Annotated in this window: 18 protein-coding genes; 7 read left to right on the top strand and 11 right to left on the bottom strand. The window is 59.0% G+C overall.

The features are described 5' to 3' along the window. Nucleotides 1-5: 5 nt before the first annotated feature. Genes flgK through ACZ9W6_RS07970 form a run of 3 tightly spaced genes read left to right on the top strand, consistent with a single transcriptional unit; the run spans nucleotide 6 to nucleotide 3,344 of the window. Nucleotides 6-1,379, top strand: coding sequence for a flagellar hook-associated protein FlgK (gene flgK / locus ACZ9W6_RS07980; RefSeq protein ID WP_465190568.1), 1,374 nt, complete (start codon nucleotides 6-8; stop codon nucleotides 1,377-1,379). Between the two features lie 9 nt (nucleotides 1,380-1,388). Beyond that, nucleotides 1,389-2,300: a flagellin N-terminal helical domain-containing protein gene (locus ACZ9W6_RS07975; protein WP_465190567.1), complete on the top strand. Its 912-nt coding sequence runs from the start codon at nucleotides 1,389-1,391 to the stop codon at nucleotides 2,298-2,300. 12 nt (nucleotides 2,301-2,312) lie between these two features. Then, nucleotides 2,313-3,344 (top strand): hypothetical protein, encoded by a 1,032-nt coding sequence (locus ACZ9W6_RS07970; protein ID WP_465190566.1) that lies wholly within the window; start codon nucleotides 2,313-2,315, stop codon nucleotides 3,342-3,344. 71 nt (nucleotides 3,345-3,415) lie between these two features. Here the strand turns inward: ACZ9W6_RS07970 and udk are convergent, their stop codons facing one another. From udk to iscR, 10 genes are all read right to left on the bottom strand, one after another. Then, complete coding sequence (gene udk / locus ACZ9W6_RS07965; protein ID WP_465190565.1) at nucleotides 3,416-4,030, bottom strand: uridine kinase; 615 nt, start codon at nucleotides 4,028-4,030, stop codon at nucleotides 3,416-3,418. Between the two features lie 108 nt (nucleotides 4,031-4,138). Beyond that, a complete protein-coding gene (locus ACZ9W6_RS07960) occupies nucleotides 4,139-4,774 on the bottom strand; it encodes a glutathione S-transferase family protein (protein WP_465190564.1) in 636 nt (211 codons plus the stop codon). Nucleotides 4,775-4,996: 222 nt separating this feature from the next. Continuing rightward, nucleotides 4,997-5,191: a Fe-S cluster assembly protein IscX gene (gene iscX, locus ACZ9W6_RS07955; RefSeq protein ID WP_465190563.1), complete on the bottom strand. Its 195-nt coding sequence runs from the start codon at nucleotides 5,189-5,191 to the stop codon at nucleotides 4,997-4,999. Between the two features lie 10 nt (nucleotides 5,192-5,201). Then, the gene (gene fdx / locus ACZ9W6_RS07950; RefSeq protein ID WP_465190562.1) at nucleotides 5,202-5,543 is read right to left on the bottom strand and encodes an ISC system 2Fe-2S type ferredoxin; all 342 of its coding nucleotides are present in this window, start codon (nucleotides 5,541-5,543) and stop codon (nucleotides 5,202-5,204) included. A gap of 89 nt (nucleotides 5,544-5,632) precedes the next feature. Further along, nucleotides 5,633-7,489, bottom strand: a complete 1,857-nt coding sequence (gene hscA / locus ACZ9W6_RS07945; RefSeq protein ID WP_465190561.1) for a Fe-S protein assembly chaperone HscA — start codon at nucleotides 7,487-7,489, stop codon at nucleotides 5,633-5,635. A gap of 34 nt (nucleotides 7,490-7,523) precedes the next feature. After that, entirely contained in the window at nucleotides 7,524-8,069 is a 546-nt protein-coding gene (hscB, locus tag ACZ9W6_RS07940) for a Fe-S protein assembly co-chaperone HscB (RefSeq protein WP_465190560.1), read from the bottom strand. A gap of 47 nt (nucleotides 8,070-8,116) precedes the next feature. After that, the gene (gene iscA / locus ACZ9W6_RS07935) at nucleotides 8,117-8,440 is read right to left on the bottom strand and encodes an iron-sulfur cluster assembly protein IscA (protein WP_465190559.1); all 324 of its coding nucleotides are present in this window, start codon (nucleotides 8,438-8,440) and stop codon (nucleotides 8,117-8,119) included. 47 nt (nucleotides 8,441-8,487) lie between these two features. Beyond that, nucleotides 8,488-8,871, bottom strand: coding sequence for a Fe-S cluster assembly scaffold IscU (gene iscU / locus ACZ9W6_RS07930; protein WP_465190558.1), 384 nt, complete (start codon nucleotides 8,869-8,871; stop codon nucleotides 8,488-8,490). Between the two features lie 60 nt (nucleotides 8,872-8,931). Further along, complete coding sequence (locus ACZ9W6_RS07925) at nucleotides 8,932-10,149, bottom strand: IscS subfamily cysteine desulfurase (protein WP_465190557.1); 1,218 nt, start codon at nucleotides 10,147-10,149, stop codon at nucleotides 8,932-8,934. 25 nt (nucleotides 10,150-10,174) lie between these two features. Beyond that, nucleotides 10,175-10,660: a Fe-S cluster assembly transcriptional regulator IscR gene (iscR, locus tag ACZ9W6_RS07920; RefSeq protein ID WP_465190556.1), complete on the bottom strand. Its 486-nt coding sequence runs from the start codon at nucleotides 10,658-10,660 to the stop codon at nucleotides 10,175-10,177. Between the two features lie 271 nt (nucleotides 10,661-10,931). Between iscR and ACZ9W6_RS07915 the strand changes: the two genes are divergently transcribed. Continuing rightward, nucleotides 10,932-12,053: a beta-ketoacyl-ACP synthase III gene (locus ACZ9W6_RS07915; protein WP_465190555.1), complete on the top strand. Its 1,122-nt coding sequence runs from the start codon at nucleotides 10,932-10,934 to the stop codon at nucleotides 12,051-12,053. 46 nt (nucleotides 12,054-12,099) lie between these two features. On the opposite strand, the gene ACZ9W6_RS07910 is transcribed toward ACZ9W6_RS07915, so the two are convergent. Then, a complete protein-coding gene (locus tag ACZ9W6_RS07910) occupies nucleotides 12,100-13,035 on the bottom strand; it encodes a LysR substrate-binding domain-containing protein (RefSeq protein ID WP_465190554.1) in 936 nt (311 codons plus the stop codon). 352 nt (nucleotides 13,036-13,387) lie between these two features. On the opposite strand from ACZ9W6_RS07910, the gene ACZ9W6_RS07905 reads away from it, so the two are divergent. From ACZ9W6_RS07905 to ACZ9W6_RS07895, 3 genes are all read left to right on the top strand, one after another. Continuing rightward, complete coding sequence (locus ACZ9W6_RS07905; protein ID WP_465190553.1) at nucleotides 13,388-14,980, top strand: ABC transporter substrate-binding protein; 1,593 nt, start codon at nucleotides 13,388-13,390, stop codon at nucleotides 14,978-14,980. Nucleotides 14,981-15,288: 308 nt separating this feature from the next. Beyond that, entirely contained in the window at nucleotides 15,289-16,317 is a 1,029-nt protein-coding gene (locus ACZ9W6_RS07900) for an ABC transporter permease subunit (RefSeq protein WP_465190552.1), read from the top strand. Between the two features lie 12 nt (nucleotides 16,318-16,329). Further along, nucleotides 16,330-17,250 (top strand): ABC transporter permease subunit, encoded by a 921-nt coding sequence (locus ACZ9W6_RS07895; protein WP_465190551.1) that lies wholly within the window; start codon nucleotides 16,330-16,332, stop codon nucleotides 17,248-17,250. Nucleotides 17,251-17,258: the final 8 nt, after the last annotated feature.

The following is a 17,258-nucleotide window of genomic DNA, read 5'->3' as shown; positions in this document are numbered from 1 at the left end:
TTGCCATGAGCATGGTATTCAATGCCTTGTCGGGGGCTGCGGCCGCCCAGGCAGCGCTTAATGCAGTCAGCCAGAATATCGCCAATACCAATACCCAAGGCTATTCACGCCAGGGCGTGGTGCTGGCCACCCGCATCCCCGCGCCGGGTGATCCGCACAGCGCCGGTGCTGGTGTGGATGTGGCCGCGATTCGCCGTTTCAGCGATGACTACAAGAATCTGCAACTGTGGAATGCCGCTTCCAGCCGTGGCGAAGTCAGCGTGCTGCGCCAGTATTACGGCCAGCTAGAACAAGTGATGGGCAATAGCGGCAGCAGCCTGTCGGTCGGCCTCGACAAATTCTATGCCGCGCTGAATGCGGTGACGGCCGATGTCGGTTCCGCGCCGTTGCGCTCGCAGGTACTGAGCGAAGCCGAGGCGCTGGGCAATCGCGTCAACAGCCTCAACCGCGTGTTGGCCACCCAGCAAAGCTCGGTGAATGAACAGCGCGCGGCCACGCTACGCCAGATCAACACCCTCAGCGGCAATATCGCAGCACTGAACAACAGCATCAGCGCTGCCGATGCTGCCGGCGAAAATGTATCCGGCCTGTTGGACGAGCGCGATCGCAGCATCGACCAGCTGGCCGAGTTGGTAGACATCCGCGTCAGCGACCAGGCGCATGGCAGCAAGACCGTTACCCTGCGTGAAGGCCCGCCGCTGGTCGTCGGCAATACCGCCGCGCAGCTGAGCAGCGAAACCCGGCCGGATGGCAGCCAGCGCGTGACGCTGGCCTTTGCCAATGAAAACTTTGTACTGGGGCGTGACAACCTCGGCGGCCAGCTGGGCGGCCTCAATCATTACGAACAAAAAGTGCTGCAGCCGATGATGGCGGCGGTCAAGGATCTGGCCAGCGAGCTGTCCAGCCGCATCAACAGCCAGCTGGCCAATGGCTTTGACCTGAATGGCCAGCCCGGCGCGGCGCTGTTTGTCTTTGATGCGGCCAACCCTGATCGCATGCTGCAGCTGAGCACGATACAGGCTTCACAGCTGGGTTTTTCGGCGGATGCCGCCAAGCCCGGCAATAGCCAGAACCTGATCGCGGTGATGGCTGTGAAAGACCAGCAGGCGCCAATCGGCCAGCTGGGCAATGTCACGCTCAACGATGCCTATGCGCAGCTGACCGGCCAGCTGGCGATTGCCAGCCAGCAAAACAAGGCTGCGATCAGCACCGCCGACATCGTGCGCGCCGAGGCCGAAAAAAGCTGGAAGGCCACCAGCGGCGTCAATAACGACGAAGAAGCTGTCAACCTGATCGAATTCCAGAAAATGTATCAGGCCAATATGAAAGTCATTGCCATCGCCAACGAGCTGTTCGACAGCACGCTGGCGATGATGTAAGGAGTCGCCATGCGTATCGCCAGCAGTCAGTACCAGGCCGTGATGCAGAATGCCCTTGGCCGCGCCAACAGCGCCACCGCCGAACTATTGCAGAAGATGAGCGGCGGCAAGCGCCTCTTGGTGCCGTCTGACGACCCGATCGCCAGCGTGCGCTTGCTGCGCCTAGGCCGCGAAGAGGCGGCGATTGCCCAGTACAGCGCCAATATCAGCTCGCTCAAATCGCGGTTGACCAATAACGAAACCTATCTGGCAGGCATGAACCGCGACATGCTGGACATGCGCGATCATCTGCTGATGACGCTAGAAGGCAGTTATACCGCCGACGACTTGCGCGCACTGGCTGGCCCCTTGAAGAGCCTGGCCGACAGCGTGCGCTATGCTGCCAACAGCAAGGATCAGGAAGGCCGCTATCTGTTTTCCGGCACTGCGATCCAGAATGAGGCAATTGCCTATGATGCGGGCGCGGCGCCGGGCAGCCGTTACAGCTTCAAGGGCAATACCGAAGGCCAGATGGTGATGGTGGGCCACGGCATCAGCCAGCCGGGCAATGTCAGCGTCGAGCACCTGCCTGCCATGCTCAACGAGCTGGAAAAGAGCCTGTCACTGCTGGAAGGCGCGAGTCTCAATCCGAACGATCCACTAGTCGGGGCGCAGCTGCGCCAGACGCTGACCACGCTTGATCAGGCGCATGGCGACAATGCCGGCAAGATTGCCCGCCTGGGCAGCAGCCAGAACACCCTGCAGATGCTGGCCGACAATCATGGCAATGTCAGCCTGTCCAACCAGCAGAATATCGCCAGCCTGGAAAACCTCGACTATGCCGAGGCCAGCATCAGCATGAACAGCTATATGCTGGCGCTGCAGGCCAGCCAGAAGGCCTATGGCCGCGTCAGCACGCTGTCGCTGTTTGATGCCTTGTAAATGGTGGCCAGCATGACACCCAATACCCTGAATCTTGATGCCACCCGCCGAGCACTGAGCCGGGCCGGTAACCTTGCGCCGGCACGCAATGATGCGACGGTGGAAAGCCGCCAGGATGTGCAGAGTGAAGTGGCGACCACCGCACGCAGCCGCAGCGACTGGCGTTACAGCGGCCAGCTCAACCAGCAACTGACCGCCGCCCAGCGTGCGCTCGACTTTGTTGACGAGTTGGCCAAAAAACTCGAGGAGCTGAAGTCGGCCCTCAGTGGCGAGTTGGCCGCACCGCGACTGGATCGTGACAAGCTGGCCGAACAGGTTGGCAGCGTGCAGCGCCAGTGGCAGAGCCGCAATGCTGCCAGCGGCGGCAGCCTCGACCATCGCATGCAATTCCGGATGGCTGGCGATGCACGACAGACTTTCAGCATTCGCGGTCTGGATATCGACAGCCTGACTTCGGGCCAGGACGAAACGCTGGTGTTCGTCACCGGCATGCCCGGTGCGCAACCGGCAGCGGTCAAGGTCGGTGCGCAGCAGGGCACCAGCTCGCTGCTGTCGACGCTGGGCCGCGCGCTGGGGCCATCCGGCATCCAGCCGCAGCTCGACGAGCAAGGCCAGCTGCAGTTTGCCGTGGATGAGGCGATCTGGCAGACGGTGCGCGATCGCTTCAGCCTGCGCGGCGGCGGTATCCGTTTTCCGGCCGGCCAACCGCAACATCTGCGGCTGGAGCCGGCGGCCGACAGTCTGCAGCCAGCCGGCTGGCAAGTCGCCGACCACGCCAGCGCGCGTCAGACCTTGCAGAAAGTGCTGCGTGCCATCGACCAGCTGCAGCTGTCGCGGCAGGCGATTGCCCGCTCGATGGCCGAGGTGCGCGAGGCGATTGCCAAGCTGTCGAATATGAGCGAACAGGTCTGGGCGGACAATTTCGTTACCGAGTTCAATGCCCGTTTCAACCGCGAAAGCCGGCAAGGCAATCTGTTTGAAGTGGTGCCGGCGCTGCTGGGCGTCAGCCGTTATCGCGTGCTGTCGCTGTTGTCGCTGCCCTGAGCCACTGGCGCTCAGACTCATGAAAAAAGGCGTCACCATTTGGTGACGCCTTTTTCCTGGCTGCAGATGATTCAGCTGATCAGGCTGGCCACCTTGGTGGTGATGATGTCCACCGCCGGGTCATTCGCGCCATGCGGCAGAATCACGTCGGCAAAGCGCTTGGTCGGCTCGATGAACTGGTTGTGCATCGGACGTACGGTGGCGAGGTATTGCTCGATCACGCTGTCGGTGGTGCGGCCGCGCTCGGCGATATCGCGTTTCAGACGGCGGATAAAGCGCACATCGGCATCGGTGTCGACAAAGATCTTCAGCGACATCATGTCACGCAGCGCGGCGTCGTACAGCGGGAATAGGCCTTCGATCACGATGACCGGGGCTGATTCGATGCGCACGGTTTCTTCGGCACGGGTATGGCGCGCAAAATCGTAAACCGGCATGTTGATGCCCAGGCCATTGCGCAGATCGTCGATGTGCTCGATCAGCAGTGGCCAGTCAAAAGCATGCGGATGGTCGTAGTTGGTCGCCAGACGCTGTTCGAATGTCAGGTGGCTCTGGTCGCGGTAGTAATAGTCCTGCACGATCACGGCAGCCTGCTCGCTGCCTATGGTCTCCAGCACCTTGCGGGTTACGGTGGTTTTACCGCTGCCGCTGCCGCCAGCCACGCCGATAATGAACGGTGTCTTCATGATTTGATTAGTGCCGGAAAAATAAAAAAACGCGACATTCTAATGACTTGCGGCCAACTTAACCATCAGCAATGCGTCAAAAAACTACCATTGACGCGCTTTTTATTCTCAGGCCTCGCTGGCCGCTGTTTCGGTCTCGGCCTCGTCCAGCCATTGCTGCACGGATGGCATAGCTAGCAGCGTATTGACATATTTTTCGCAGCTTTCATCCACGCTGATGCCGTAGCTGACAAAGCGCAGGGCCACCGGAGCGAACATGGCATCGGCAATGCTGAAACGGCCAAACAGGAAGTCGCCATGGGCGGCGTGACGCTCGCGCAGCTGGCGCCAGATCTGGCAGATGCGCTCGATATCGGCAGCGCAGGCAGCGGAGGGCTGATGCTGGCGCCGCAGCTGGCTGTTGAACGGCATCTCGCTGCGCAGGGCGGTGAAGCCCGAGTGCATTTCGGCGCTGATGGCCCGGGCGACGGCACGGTCGGCCGCCTCATCCGGCCACAGGCGGGCGGCAGGGTAGGTTTCGGCCAGATACTCGGCAATCGCCAGCGAATCATGAATCAGCAGCTGACCGTCTAGCAGCGCCGGCACTTTGCCGGCCGGGTTGTAATGCAGGATCTGCTGTTTGCAGTCGGCTGCCAGCAGATTGATATGCTTTTCGGCAAACGGCTCGCCAATCTGCTTGAGCAGCAGCCAGGGGCGCAACGACCAGGAAGAGAGATTCTTGTTGCCGATGACCAGGGTCAGCATGAGGGGCTCCGCAGGGTGATGGATTGGCTCTCCATTACAGACCAGTGCGGCGCTGAGGGCAAGTTGTCATAACTGCGGGCTGCAAAACAGCGGATACGGTGTTGCGTCTTGCGGGGATCGGCTTTGATCGGCTGCTTCTGAAGTTTGGCGGATGCGGCAGGGAGCTCGGTGAACATAGATGTAAAAACACCCCGCAGTGCGGGGTGTTTTTCAGAGCGAGGCTCAGGCGACTTCGTCTATCCACGCCTGCTGGATGGCTTCCAGCACTTTTTCGCCGCCACGTTTGTGGTCGTCATCAAAGCCCGGCAGGCTGACAACCCAGTTGTGCAGATCGGTAAAACGGATGTTTTTCGGATCGATATCCGGGAGGCTGTCTGCCAGTTCGATGGCGATATCGTTGATGTCAGTCCACTTCATGGCCGGCTCCTCAGTGATGTTCGCGGGCGTGGTTGATGGTGTAACGCGGAATCTCTACCACCAGATCCTGATCGGTCACGATGGCCTGGCAGGACAGGCGCGATTGCGCCTCGAGGCCCCAGGCCTTGTCGAGCATGTCGTCTTCGAGCTCGTCGGATGGCGGCATCGAGTTGAAGCCCTCACGCACCACGACGTGGCAAGTGGTACAGGCGCAGGACATCTCGCAAGCGTGTTCGATTTCGATATCGCTGGCCAAGAGGGCATCGCAGATGGTGGTGCCGGTAGCAACATCATCCAGTACGGCACCGTCCGGGCACAGGTCGGCGTGGGGCAGCACAATGATACGCGGCATGTTCTTTCCTTAATCTTGATGGCTGCGGCCAACGTTGGCCGCAGGGTAAATGCGATACGGTAGCTTAGGGGCCAAGCTTGGCCGCCAGCTTACAGGCTTTCGATATTCTTGCCAGCCAGTGCGCGCTGGATATTGCGATCCATGCGGCGCGCGGCAAACGGCTCGCTGCACTTGTTCAGCGCGTGGGCAGCGGCATTGATGCCGGCGGTGACTTCGGCGGCGATAGCTGTACGCAAGGCCGTGACAGCGCTGTCGATCTCGCCACGTTCGCTGGCATCCAGCAGGTCGCCATCGGCGGCCAGCGCGACATCAATCGCCTCGATCAGGCTGTTGGCGTCGACAATTGCTTCGCGCAGCTTGCGAGCCTGGATGTCGTCCTGCACATGGGCAATCGAGTCGGTCAGCATGCGGCTGACTTCTTCGTCGGACAGGCCGTAGGACGGCTTGACCTCTATGCTGGCTTCGACGCCGGAAATCATTTCGCGTGCGGTAACCGCCAGCAGGCCGTCAGCATCGACCTGGAAGGTCACGCGGATACGGGCGGCACCAGCCACCATGGGCGGAATGCCGCGCAGCACGAATTTGGCCAGGCTGCGGCAGTCGGCCACCAGCTCGCGCTCGCCTTGCAGGATGTGCACGGAGAGGGCGGTCTGGCCATCCTTGTAGGTGGTGAATTCCTGCGCACGGGCGACCGGAATGGTGCTGTTACGCGGGATGATCTTCTCGGTGAGGCCGCCCATGGTCTCGAGACCTAGAGACAGCGGAATCACGTCCAGCAGCAGCCATTCGTCGTCGCTCTTGTTGCCGGCCAGCACATTGGCCTGCATCGCGGCGCCGAGGGCGACAACCTTGTCCGGGTCGAGGTTGGTCAGCGGCGTACAGCCGAAGAAGTCGCCAACCGATTTCTGAACCTGCGGCATGCGGGTGGCGCCACCGACCATCACCACACCTTTGACATCGGCTGCGGTGATCTTGGCATCGCGCAGCGCCTTGCGTACCGGCAGCAGGGTCTTGTCGATCAGTGTCTTGCTGATCTGGTGGAAGGTCTCCTGGCTCAGCACGACATCCACGGCCGAGCCATCGGTCAGCAGGGCGGTGATGCGGGTGTCGGCGTGCTCGGTCAGCGCTTCCTTGGCTTCGCGGGCGCGGGTCAGCAGCAGGCGGGTATCGTGGGCATTCAGGCCGTGCAGATCGGCCTGTTCCAAAATCCAGCAATAAATCCGGTGGTCGAAGTCATCGCCCCCGAGTGCGGCATCGCCGCTGGTGGCCAGTACTTCGAATACGCCACGCGACAGCGACAGCACCGACACGTCGAATGTGCCACCGCCGAGGTCGTAGACCACATAAGTGCCTTCGGCACCGTTGTCCAGGCCATAGGCAATGGCGGCTGCGGTCGGTTCGTTCAACAGGCGCAGCACATTGAGGCCGGCCAGACGCGCGGCGTCTTTGGTGGCCTGACGCTGGGCATCGTCAAAATAGGCCGGTACGGTAATCACCGCGCCGGTCAGCTCGCCACCCAGACTCGCCTCGGCCCGCTCGCGCAAGGTGCGCAGGATGTCGGCCGACACCTCGACCGGGCTCTTGTTGCCGGCGCGGGTCTGCAGCTGCACCATGCCCGGTGCATCAACAAAGCGGTAAGGACTGCGGCCCTGATCCTGCACATCGCCAAGGCCACGGCCCATGAAGCGTTTGACCGACACGATGGTGTTGATCGGATCGCGGCTCTGCTCGGCCTGGGCGGCATAGCCGACCACGGTGCGGCCGTCTTCGGTATAGCGCACGACGGAAGGCAGCAGGCTGCGGCCCTGTTCGTCCGGCAGGACGGTGGCGGAGCCACTGCGCACGGTTGCGACCAGCGAATTGGTGGTGCCAAGGTCGATACCGACGGCGAGGCGGTGCTGGTGCGGGGCGGCGGACATGCCGGGTTCGGCGATTTGCAGAAGCATGGTCGGGGTCTGTCTGTGATGGGTTAGGGCAGGCTTAGTACAGCAAGGCTTCGATGGCGTCGCCGATTTCCTGCTCGAGTTTTTCCATAAAGCGCAGCTTGCGCACCAGGAGGGCGGCGGCGGCATGATCACTCGCGTCGTCCAGGCTGGTGGCCAGCTCGGTGACCAGCAGATTCACATCCTGGCGCAACTGGCGCGACAGCAACTCCAGGCTGTCAACGTTGGCCGCATCACGCGCTTCCTCGATCTGCTCGCGCCATTCCATCTGTGCCATCAGGAAAGCGGGCGGCATGCTGGTATTGGTTTCTTCGGCGGTGTCGACACCGGCAAGGCTCAGCAGATAGCGCGCACGCGCGAGCGGCGACTTGAGGGTCTGGTAGGCTTCGTTGACGCGGGTCGAGGCCATCAGCGCCAACCGTTTTTCGGCCTCGCTGCTGCTGGCATAGCGATCGGGATGGACTTGCGCGGCGGCGGCGCGCCAGCGTTGCTCGAGTTCGGCAAGCTCCAGACGGAAGGTCTGCGGCAGGCCGAACAGGGCGAAGTGATCTTGCTGGAAGTCGGAAGAGGTGACTGCGCTCATCATGTCTTTCTGGCAGGGCGGGGGCAGCGAGGCTGCCCCCGGGCAACTTAGACGTTGAAGCTTTCGCCGCAACCGCACTCGTTCTTCACGTTCGGGTTGTTGAACCTGAAGCCTTCGTTCAGGCCTTCCTTGGTGTAGTCCAGTTCGGTGCCATCGAGGTAGGCAAGGCTCTTGGCATCGGTAAACACCTTGACGCCAAAGCTCTCGAATACCAGGTCTTCTTCGCTGGCCACGTCGACAAACTCGAGCTTGTACGCCATGCCGGAACAGCCGGAGGTTTTCACCCCCAGGCGGATACCCAGGCCCTTGCCACGTTTGCTGATGAAGCTGCTGACGTGGGAGGCGGCGCGTTCGGAAAGCGTGATTGCCATATTCTGTATTCCTTGTGCATCACGGGGTGGGCTACACCCCGTTAACCTTACTTGCCGTGCTTTTGCTTGTAGTCGGCAACGGCGGCCTTGATCGCATCTTCTGCCAGAATCGAGCAGTGGATCTTGACTGGCGGCAAGGCCAGCTCTTCGGCGATCTCGGTGTTTTTCAGCGCCATGGCTTCATCCAGGCTCTTGCCCTTGACCCATTCGGTCACCAGCGAGCTGGAGGCGATGGCCGAGCCACAGCCGTAGGTCTTGAACTTGGCGTCTTCGATGATGCCGGCTTCGTTGACCTTGATCTGCAGCTTCATCACATCGCCACAGGCCGGTGCGCCGACCATGCCGGTGCCGACGTCGTCGGCGTTCTTGTCGAAAGAACCCACGTTGCGCGGATTCTCGTAGTGGTCCATTACCTTGTCGCTGTATGCCATTTTCTTTACTCCCGGTGTCGCGGCCAACCTTGCATGTTGGCCGCAAGCATTAATACGTTATCAGTGTGCTGCCCATTCGATGGTGTTCAGGTCGATACCGTCCTTGAACATTTCCCACAGCGGCGACATCTCGCGCAGCTTGCCGATCTTGCTCTTCAGCAGGGCAACGGCGTAATCGACATCGGCTTCGGTGGTGAAGCGGCCGATCGAGAAGCGGATCGAGCTGTGTGCCAGTTCGTCATTGCGGCCAAGGGCGCGCAGCACATAGGACGGCTCCAGCGAGGCAGAGGTACAGGCCGAACCGGAGGAAACGGCCAGATCGCGGATCGCCATGATCAGGCTTTCACCCTCGACGAAGTTGAAGCTCACGTTCAGGTTGTGCGGTACGCGCTGGTCGATATCGCCGTTGAGGTAAACCTCTTCGATATCCTTCAGGCCGGCCCACAGACGGTCGCGCAGGGCGCCGATTCGCAGGTTTTCTTCAGCCATGGTTTCGCGGGCAATGCGGAAGGCTTCGCCCATGCCGACGATCTGGTGAGTCGCCAGGGTGCCGGAACGGAAGCCACGCTCGTGACCGCCACCGTGCATCTGCGCTTCCAGACGAACGCGCGGCTTGCGGCGAACATACAGCGCGCCGATACCTTTCGGGCCGTAAGTCTTGTGAGCGGAGAAGCTCATCAGGTCCACCTTCAGGGTGGCCAGATCGATCACGACCTTGCCGGTCGCCTGAGCGGCGTCAACATGGAACAGCACGCCCTTGCTGCGGCAGATTTCGCCAAGCTGGGCAACCGGCTGGATCACGCCGATTTCGTTGTTCACGAACATGATGGAAGCGAGGATGGTGTCCGGACGCAGCGCGGCTTCGAAGGCGGCGATGTCTACCAGACCGTTTTCCTGCACATCAAGATAGGTGACTTCAAAGCCCTGACGCTCCAGCTCGCGCATGGTGTCCAGCGTGGCCTTGTGTTCGGTCTTCTGGGTGATCAGGTGCTTGCCCTTGCTGTGATAGAAGTTGGCCGCACCCTTCAGTGCTAGGTTGATCGACTCGGTGGCACCCGAAGTAAATACGACTTCCTTGGCATCGCAGTTCACCAGCTTGGCGATTTCGCTGCGGGCGTTTTCGACGGCTTCTTCGGCAGTCCAGCCGTAGGCGTGGCTACGCGATGCCGGATTGCCGAACTGCTCGGTCAGGTAAGGAATCATCACTTCGGCTACGCGCGGATCAACCGGGGTGGTTGCCGAATAGTCGAGATAGATAGGCTGTTTCAACTCGCTCATTACTTGTTCTCCACGAGATCGCGACTTAAAGGGTGCCGGCGAGGTTCTCGCTACAGGTGCCATTGCGGCGTTGTGGGCGTTGATCATGCATGACGGCGGTTTCCTTGGCGCGCTGGTCGGCAACCAGGCTGGCCAGACTGACCTTGGACAGGTAGTCGAAGATGGTCTGGTTCAGATTGGTCCAGAGGTCGTGCGTCATGCAACGGTGATTGTCATGGCAGTTTTCACGGCCGGCGCATTGGGTAGCATCAACCGGCTCGTCAACGGCGGTGATGATGTCCGATACGGAAATGGCATCCACGCCGCGGGCCAGGGTGTAGCCGCCGCCAGGGCCGCGTACGCTGTCAACCAGCTGGGCACGGCGCAGTTTGCCGAAAAGTTGCTCCAGATACGACAGGGAAATGCCTTGCCGCTCGCTGATGCCGGCCAGCGTTACCGGGCCATTGGCTTCACGCATGGCCAGGTCCAGCATGGCAGTGACGGCAAAGCGGCCTTTGGTGGTCAGGCGCATGATTGTCAAGGCTCCGCAGTGTAGGGGATGCGGGAATTATACCTTAATTCCGACTAATTTAGTCAAGTATTGGGTGCGGGGGATGTGGCAGTGCGGCAAAGCGTGTCGAGGTATTTGCAACAGATGGTCGCAAGGAAGAAAGCGATTATAACGTAGTTAATTGGCTTCGCGGAGAATGTTGCCGCGCCAGTAGCAGCGCTGAGGTATTATTCATGCAAACGAGTGTTTGATTTTCTGCAACAAAATGCAGAACGGAAGAGAAGGATTTGCAATGTATCAGGCCGTCATTAGTGGCACCGGATTGTTCACCCCGCCCAATGCTGTCAGCAACGAGGCGCTGGTTACCGCATTCAATGCTTATGTTGCCGGTTTCAATGCCGAGCATGCCCAAGCAATCGAACGCGGTGAAATGGCAGCACTGGCCGAATCCAGTGCCGAGTTTATCGAGAAGGCATCGGGCATTCGTCAGCGCTATCTGATGGATGCAAGTGGCGTGCTTGATCCTGCACGCATGACACCGGCGCTGCCGACGCGCAGCAATGAAGAACTGTCCATTCAGGCCGAGATGGCAGTGGCGGCAGCCAAGGATGCACTGCTGGCAGCTGGCAAGACGGCAGCCGATATCGATATGGTGATCGTGGCTTGCTCGAATCTGCAGCGTGCTTACCCTGCGGTGGCAGTCGAGGTGCAGCAGGCTCTGGATATCCAGGGCTTCGCCTTTGACATGAATGTGGCGTGTTCTTCGGCAACCTTCGGCATTCAGACTGCTGTCAATGCGATCGCGACCGGTCAGGCGCGCGCAGTGCTGATGGTGAATCCGGAAATCTGCTCTGCCCATCTAAATTTCCGCGACCGTGACAGTCACTTCATTTTTGGTGATGCCTGCACGGCCGTCATTATCGAGCGCGCTGATCTCGCTTTGCCGGCTACCGGCTTCGAGGTGGTGTCGTGCAAGCTGGCGACCGTGTTCTCGAACAATATCCGTAATAACGCCGGCTTCCTGAATCGTGCTGAAGCCGAAGAGCGCAGCTCACAAGACAAGCTTTTTGTGCAGCAGGGACGCAAGGTATTTAAAGAGGTATGTCCGATGGTTGGCGAGCACATTGTCAGCCATCTGCAGAGTCATGACATCGCACCTGAGCAGGTCAAGCGTTTCTGGCTGCATCAGGCCAATCTGAGCATGAACCAGCTGATTGCACGTCGCGTACTGGGCCGTGATGCCACGGTTGAAGAGGCCCCGGTGATTCTGGATACCTATGCCAATACCAGCTCTGCAGGCTCGGTCATTGCCATGCATTGTCACCAGCAGAATCTGCAGCCTGGCGAGTTGGCCGTGCTGAGTTCCTTTGGTGCAGGCTATTCGGTAGGTAGTGTTTTGCTGCGAAAACGCTGACAAAATTTAAGTGTGACTAAAACGCCACAGCTGCTGTGGCGTTTTTTTATGAATTAAATTCATGATTTATGCCATGTTCCCATGGTTTAAGTAATGGATCTTGCAGGACGGTCAATGCCGCCTGTTTGAACGCCTGAACGATGACCGAGCGATTGCTGATGCTGGGGTAGGACAGGGCATACTCGAGTTTTGCGCTTGTCTGGTAAGGCTTCAGGACAATGTTATGTTTGTCCCAGATCTGCGAGGCAAACGGTTCGACAATGGACACGCCAAGGCCGCTGGCAACCAGCGCGTAGCGGGTATGTGAAGTGTGAGTCCTGATCAGGATTTCGGGCTTTATCGCCGGGTTCGGGAAGTAAAGATCTTCAATGGTGTGATCAACCGGGCTGCTAGGAATCCAGCCGATTACTTTTTCAAACTGCAGATCCTCGGGCGTAATCAATGCCTGTTCCGCCAGGCGATGCCCCTTGGGCATGGCACAAAAGACCGGTGCTTCGAGCACGGTTTCGACTTCAATGCCGGCGATTGCGGGAAACGCCAGCCCCAGTGCAATGTCGGCTTTCAGATCCTGCAGACGAACCAGAATCTCCGCATTGCTGACAGAGTCGATACGTATGGGTGTGTCCGGATGATTTCTGGAAAATTCCTTTAATATCAAAGGTAGTACAGTAGTCGATAGTACGTGCATGCAGGCAATGTTGAGCCCGGTGCAGGCATCCTTCCTGATGGTGTCGGCAACGGTACGCAAACGCTCGAGGCCGAGGAAATTCTCTTCTACCGCAAGGTGAAAACGGACCGCAGCCTTGGTGGGTTCCATCCGGCCTTTACTGCGATTGAACAGTGAGAATCCCAGATCCTGCTCAAGGTCGGCAATCAGGCGGCTGACGGCCGGCTGTGAGATATGCAGGCGCTTGGCGGCACCGACGGTTGTGCCGGTGCTCATCAATACGCGGAAGGCTTCTATCTGGCGAAATCTGATCATGAATCTGCTTTCAATATCTATAACAAAGCTGCATACATGATTAGTATATCTTAGTGGATGTGATAGCTGGGCTTGTGGAATACTGCATTCCAACCGGTTTGGTTTGGCATGAATGCATGTCTTTTTGCCCAGAATAAAAAAGATGTCACCAGATATCCGTATTTATCGATTCGGATGTCACGTTGCCGGTTGATGTGTACTGGCCGGGCAACACAAGGCATGGATGTCAGTGTAATCTCATGCCAAATAACAAGGATCGCATGCGTTGTGACAGCGCATGACAATCTGCAAAGCCGGATAGAGCGGGGCACATTTGTGCCTTCTCCGAAACACAAAAAGGAACAGAGAAACTATGCGAGTAGCTAAACACCTCTTGCTGGCCGCAGGCCTGACTGCAGCTGCAGCAGCTTCCCAAGCTGCCGGTACCCTGATTTATTGCTCCGAGGCCAGCCCGGAAGGTTTTGATTCGGCACAATACACTGGCGGCTCCACTTTTGATGCCGCAGGTCATGCGATGTTCAACCGCCTGATCGAATTCAAGGCCGGTTCTACCAATATCGAGCCGGGTCTTGCCGAGTCCTGGAATGTATCGGCCGATGGCCTGACTTACACCTTCAAGCTGCGCAAGGGTGTGAAATTCCACACTACCGAATACTTCACCCCAGGCCGTGATTTCAACGCCGACGACGTGGTATTCAGCTTCATGCGCATGATCAACAAGGATCATCCGTTCCGTAAGGCTTACAACGTTGAATTCCCGTACGCATCGGATACCGGCCTCGACACCAATATCGCAGCCGTTGAGAAAACCGATGCCTACACCGTAGTCTTCAAGCTGAAGAATCCTGACTCCGACCTGCTGGCCAAGATCGCCATGCCTTTCGCCTCCATCCTGTCTGCCGAATATGGCGACAAGCTGATGAAAGAAGGCAAGGCTGCCATGATCAACCAGCAGCCGGTAGGTACTGGCCCGTTCATCCTGGCCCGCTACCAGAAAGATGCGCAGATTCGCTATCGCGCCAACAAGCAGTACTGGAAAAAGGGTGACGTGAAGATCGACAACCTGATCTTCGCTATCACTACCGACCCGTCGGTACGTGCCCAGAAGATGAAGGCCGGCGAGTGCCACATCATGTCCTATCCGAAGCCACAAGATCTGGCCGGCATGCGTGCTGATCCGGCGCTGAAGATGCTGACTGCTCCAGGTTTCAACATCGGTTATGTTGCCTACAACACCGAGAAGCCACAGCTGAAGAAGGCTGAAGTACGTCAGGCACTGGATATGGCCATCAACCGCAAGGCGATCATTGATGCCGTATACCAGGGTCAAGGTCAGGAAGCGGCCAACCCGTTCCCGGCATCCCTGTGGTCTTACAACAAGTCCCTGCGCAATCCTGCTGTTGACGTGAACAAGGCCAAGGCCCTGCTGGCCAAGGCCGGCTACCCGAACGGCTTTGAAATCACTCTGTTCGCGATGCCGGTACAGCGTCCGTACAACCCGAACGCCAAGCTGATGGCCGAAATGATCCAGCAAGACTGGGCCAAGATCGGCGTGAAGGCCAAGATCACCACTTACGAGTGGGGTGAGTACCTGAAGCGCATGAAGAGCGGCGAGCACGACACCGGCCTGATCGGCTGGACCGGCGACTACGCCAGCCCGGACAACTTCCTGGGCGTATTGCTGACTTGCGAAGCGGTTGGCGGTTCCAACTATGCGCGTTACTGCAGCAAGGAGTTCGACGAACAGGTTCTGGGCGCCCGCAAGAGCACCGACCTGAAGAAGCGTACTGCCATGTACATGAAGGCTCAGGAAATCTTCAAGCGTGACATGCCTTGGTCCACTATCGCTCACTCGGTAGTTAATCAGCCTATGCGCAAGGAAGTTGACGGCTTCAAGATCAGCCCGTTCGGCGACTACTCCTTCAAGGGTGTAAGCGTCAAGTAACAGGCTTCCGCTTCGGCGGTACTGACAAGGAGGGCGGCTACCGCCCTCCTTGTGCATTATCGGGTGGATACAATATGCAAAAGGTATTCCGGTCCGGCGGACTGTAACAGGCTTGATATCTGTCAACACTTTGCCTGATGGCTGCTGTCACAATGGCTTTGCCGTGGCAGCGGGGCATCTGGTGTAGGTGGGTGGTCAGGTGTCGCTTCGCTGCTGCGGCCCCTTCTTCGCGCAGCTTCCTTTTGCGTCTTGTATCCCTCGTCTCGCAGTAATTCGCTCACGCTAGGCGTGAACGGGGGATAAATCACATGTTTTTCTTTATCTTGCGCCGTCTGGGCGTTCTGATACCGACATTCTTCGGCATTACGCTGATTACATTCGGTCTGATCCGCATGATTCCTGGTGATCCGATCGAGGTCATGATGGGCGAGCGTACGCTGGATCCCGAACTGCACGCGGCAGCCATGAAGCGTCTGGGTCTGGATCAGCCCTTGTATGTGCAGTATTTCGACTATGTCGGCAATCTGTTCAGCGGCGATCTCGGCACTTCTCTCAAAACCCAGCAAAGCGTCTGGGTCGAGTTCAAGACACTGTTCCCGGCAACCCTGGAGCTGGCACTCTGTGCGCTGGCCTTTGCTGCCGTTTTCGGCCTGCTGGCCGGCGTGGTTGCCGCCATCAAGCGCGGTTCGATCTTTGATCATGGCGTGATGGGCATTTCGCTGACCGGCTTCTCGATGCCTATCTTCTGGTGGGGCCTGATCCTGATCATGCTGTTCTCGGTGCAGCTGGGCTGGACGCCGGTTTCCGGCCGTATCGACCTGGCTTATGACGTGCAGCCGCAAACCGGCTTCATGCTGATTGATGCCTGGCGTGCCGAAGCCATGGATCCCGAGTACAACGCCGGTGCGTTCTGGGATGCGCTCAAACACCTGATTCTGCCATCCATCGTGCTGGGTACCATTCCGCTGGCGGTGATTGCGCGGATGACCCGCTCGTCGATGCTGGAAGTGCTGCGTGAAGACTATGTGCGTACCGCACGTGCCAAAGGCCTGTCGCCGGCTCGCGTGATCTTCATTCACACCCTGCGTAATGCCCTGATCCCGGTACTGACGGTAGTCGGCCTGCAAGTCGGTACGCTGATGGGTGGTGCGGTACTGACCGAAACCATCTTCTCCTGGCCCGGCATCGGCAAATGGCTGATTGACGCCATCGGCCGTCGCGACTATCCGGTGGTGCAGAACGGCATCCTGATCGTGGCTACCCTGGTGATTCTCACCAACTTCATCGTGGATATCCTGTATGGCGTTGCCAATCCGCGTATCCGTCATGCCAAGTAAGCGAGCAAGAACATGACTACACAGAATACTGCGCCGGTAACGGCAGGCGAGGATGCAGCGATCAGCTATCCATCGCCATTCAAGGAGTTCTGGCAGGGCTTTTCCCATAACAAGGGTGCCGTTGCCGGTCTGATTTTCATGTCCATCGTGGCGGTCTGTGCCTTGCTGGCACCGTGGATTGCCCCGTACGACCCGATCGAACAGTTCCGTGACCACTTTCTGGCACCCCCAGTCTGGGTGACCGGCGGCAGCAGCCAGTTCCTGCTGGGTACCGACGAGCTGGGCCGCGACATCTTGTCGCGCCTGATCTACGGTGCGCGTCTGTCCCTGCTGATCGGCCTCGTGTCGGTAGTAATGGCACTGATTCCGGGCGTGATCATGGGCCTGTTGGCCGCATTCTTCCCCAAGGTGATCGGCTCTTTCATCATGCGTCTGATGGACGTGATGATGGCGCTGCCGTCCTTGCTGCTGGCCGTTGCCATCATGGCGATTCTCGGGCCAGGCCTTGTGAATGCGATGATCGCGATTGCCGTGGTGTCGCTGCCGGCCTATGTGCGCCTGACCCGCGCCTCGGCGATGACCGAACTCAATCGTGACTACGTGACCGCCAGCCGTGTTGCCGGCGCCGGCCTGTTCCGTCTGATGTTTGTCACCATTCTGCCTAACTGCATGGCACCGCTGATCGTGCATGCCACCATGAGCTTCTCCTCCGCCATTCTCGAGATCGCGGCGCTGGGCTTCCTGGGTCTGGGCGTACAGCCACCGACTCCGGAGTGGGGCACCATGCTGGCCTCGGCCCGCGACTACATCAGCAGCGCCTGGTGGGTGGTGACCTTGCCGGGTCTGACCATCCTGATCTCGGTATTGTCGATCAACCTGATGGGTGACGGCCTACGTGACGCGCTCGATCCGAAAATGAAGCGTGCGGCGTAAGGGGAAAT

The sequence above is a fragment of the Vogesella lacus genome, assembly GCF_979366295.1.
Note: the sequence above shows the minus strand (reverse complement) of the source record. Positions and strands in the feature narration are given on the sequence as shown.

Excerpts from the sequence above, each read along its gene's own strand:
- flgK (WP_465190568.1), top strand. The coding sequence starts at position 6 with ATGAGCATGGTATTCAATGCCTTGTCGGGGGCTGCGGCCGCCCAGGCA.
- ACZ9W6_RS07975 (WP_465190567.1), top strand. The coding sequence starts at position 1,389 with ATGCGTATCGCCAGCAGTCAGTACCAGGCCGTGATGCAGAATGCCCTT.
- ACZ9W6_RS07970 (WP_465190566.1), top strand. The coding sequence starts at position 2,313 with ATGACACCCAATACCCTGAATCTTGATGCCACCCGCCGAGCACTGAGC.
- udk (WP_465190565.1), bottom strand. The coding sequence starts at position 4,030 with ATGAAGACACCGTTCATTATCGGCGTGGCTGGCGGCAGCGGCAGCGGT.
- ACZ9W6_RS07960 (WP_465190564.1), bottom strand. The coding sequence starts at position 4,774 with ATGCTGACCCTGGTCATCGGCAACAAGAATCTCTCTTCCTGGTCGTTG.
- iscX (WP_465190563.1), bottom strand. The coding sequence starts at position 5,191 with ATGAAGTGGACTGACATCAACGATATCGCCATCGAACTGGCAGACAGC.
- fdx (WP_465190562.1), bottom strand. The coding sequence starts at position 5,543 with ATGCCGCGTATCATTGTGCTGCCCCACGCCGACCTGTGCCCGGACGGT.
- hscA (WP_465190561.1), bottom strand. The coding sequence starts at position 7,489 with ATGCTTCTGCAAATCGCCGAACCCGGCATGTCCGCCGCCCCGCACCAG.
- hscB (WP_465190560.1), bottom strand. The coding sequence starts at position 8,069 with ATGAGCGCAGTCACCTCTTCCGACTTCCAGCAAGATCACTTCGCCCTG.
- iscA (WP_465190559.1), bottom strand. The coding sequence starts at position 8,440 with ATGGCAATCACGCTTTCCGAACGCGCCGCCTCCCACGTCAGCAGCTTC.
- iscU (WP_465190558.1), bottom strand. The coding sequence starts at position 8,871 with ATGGCATACAGCGACAAGGTAATGGACCACTACGAGAATCCGCGCAAC.
- ACZ9W6_RS07925 (WP_465190557.1), bottom strand. The coding sequence starts at position 10,149 with ATGAGCGAGTTGAAACAGCCTATCTATCTCGACTATTCGGCAACCACC.
- iscR (WP_465190556.1), bottom strand. The coding sequence starts at position 10,660 with ATGCGCCTGACCACCAAAGGCCGCTTTGCCGTCACTGCCATGCTGGAC.
- ACZ9W6_RS07915 (WP_465190555.1), top strand. The coding sequence starts at position 10,932 with ATGTATCAGGCCGTCATTAGTGGCACCGGATTGTTCACCCCGCCCAAT.
- ACZ9W6_RS07910 (WP_465190554.1), bottom strand. The coding sequence starts at position 13,035 with ATGATCAGATTTCGCCAGATAGAAGCCTTCCGCGTATTGATGAGCACC.
- ACZ9W6_RS07905 (WP_465190553.1), top strand. The coding sequence starts at position 13,388 with ATGCGAGTAGCTAAACACCTCTTGCTGGCCGCAGGCCTGACTGCAGCT.
- ACZ9W6_RS07900 (WP_465190552.1), top strand. The coding sequence starts at position 15,289 with ATGTTTTTCTTTATCTTGCGCCGTCTGGGCGTTCTGATACCGACATTC.
- ACZ9W6_RS07895 (WP_465190551.1), top strand. The coding sequence starts at position 16,330 with ATGACTACACAGAATACTGCGCCGGTAACGGCAGGCGAGGATGCAGCG.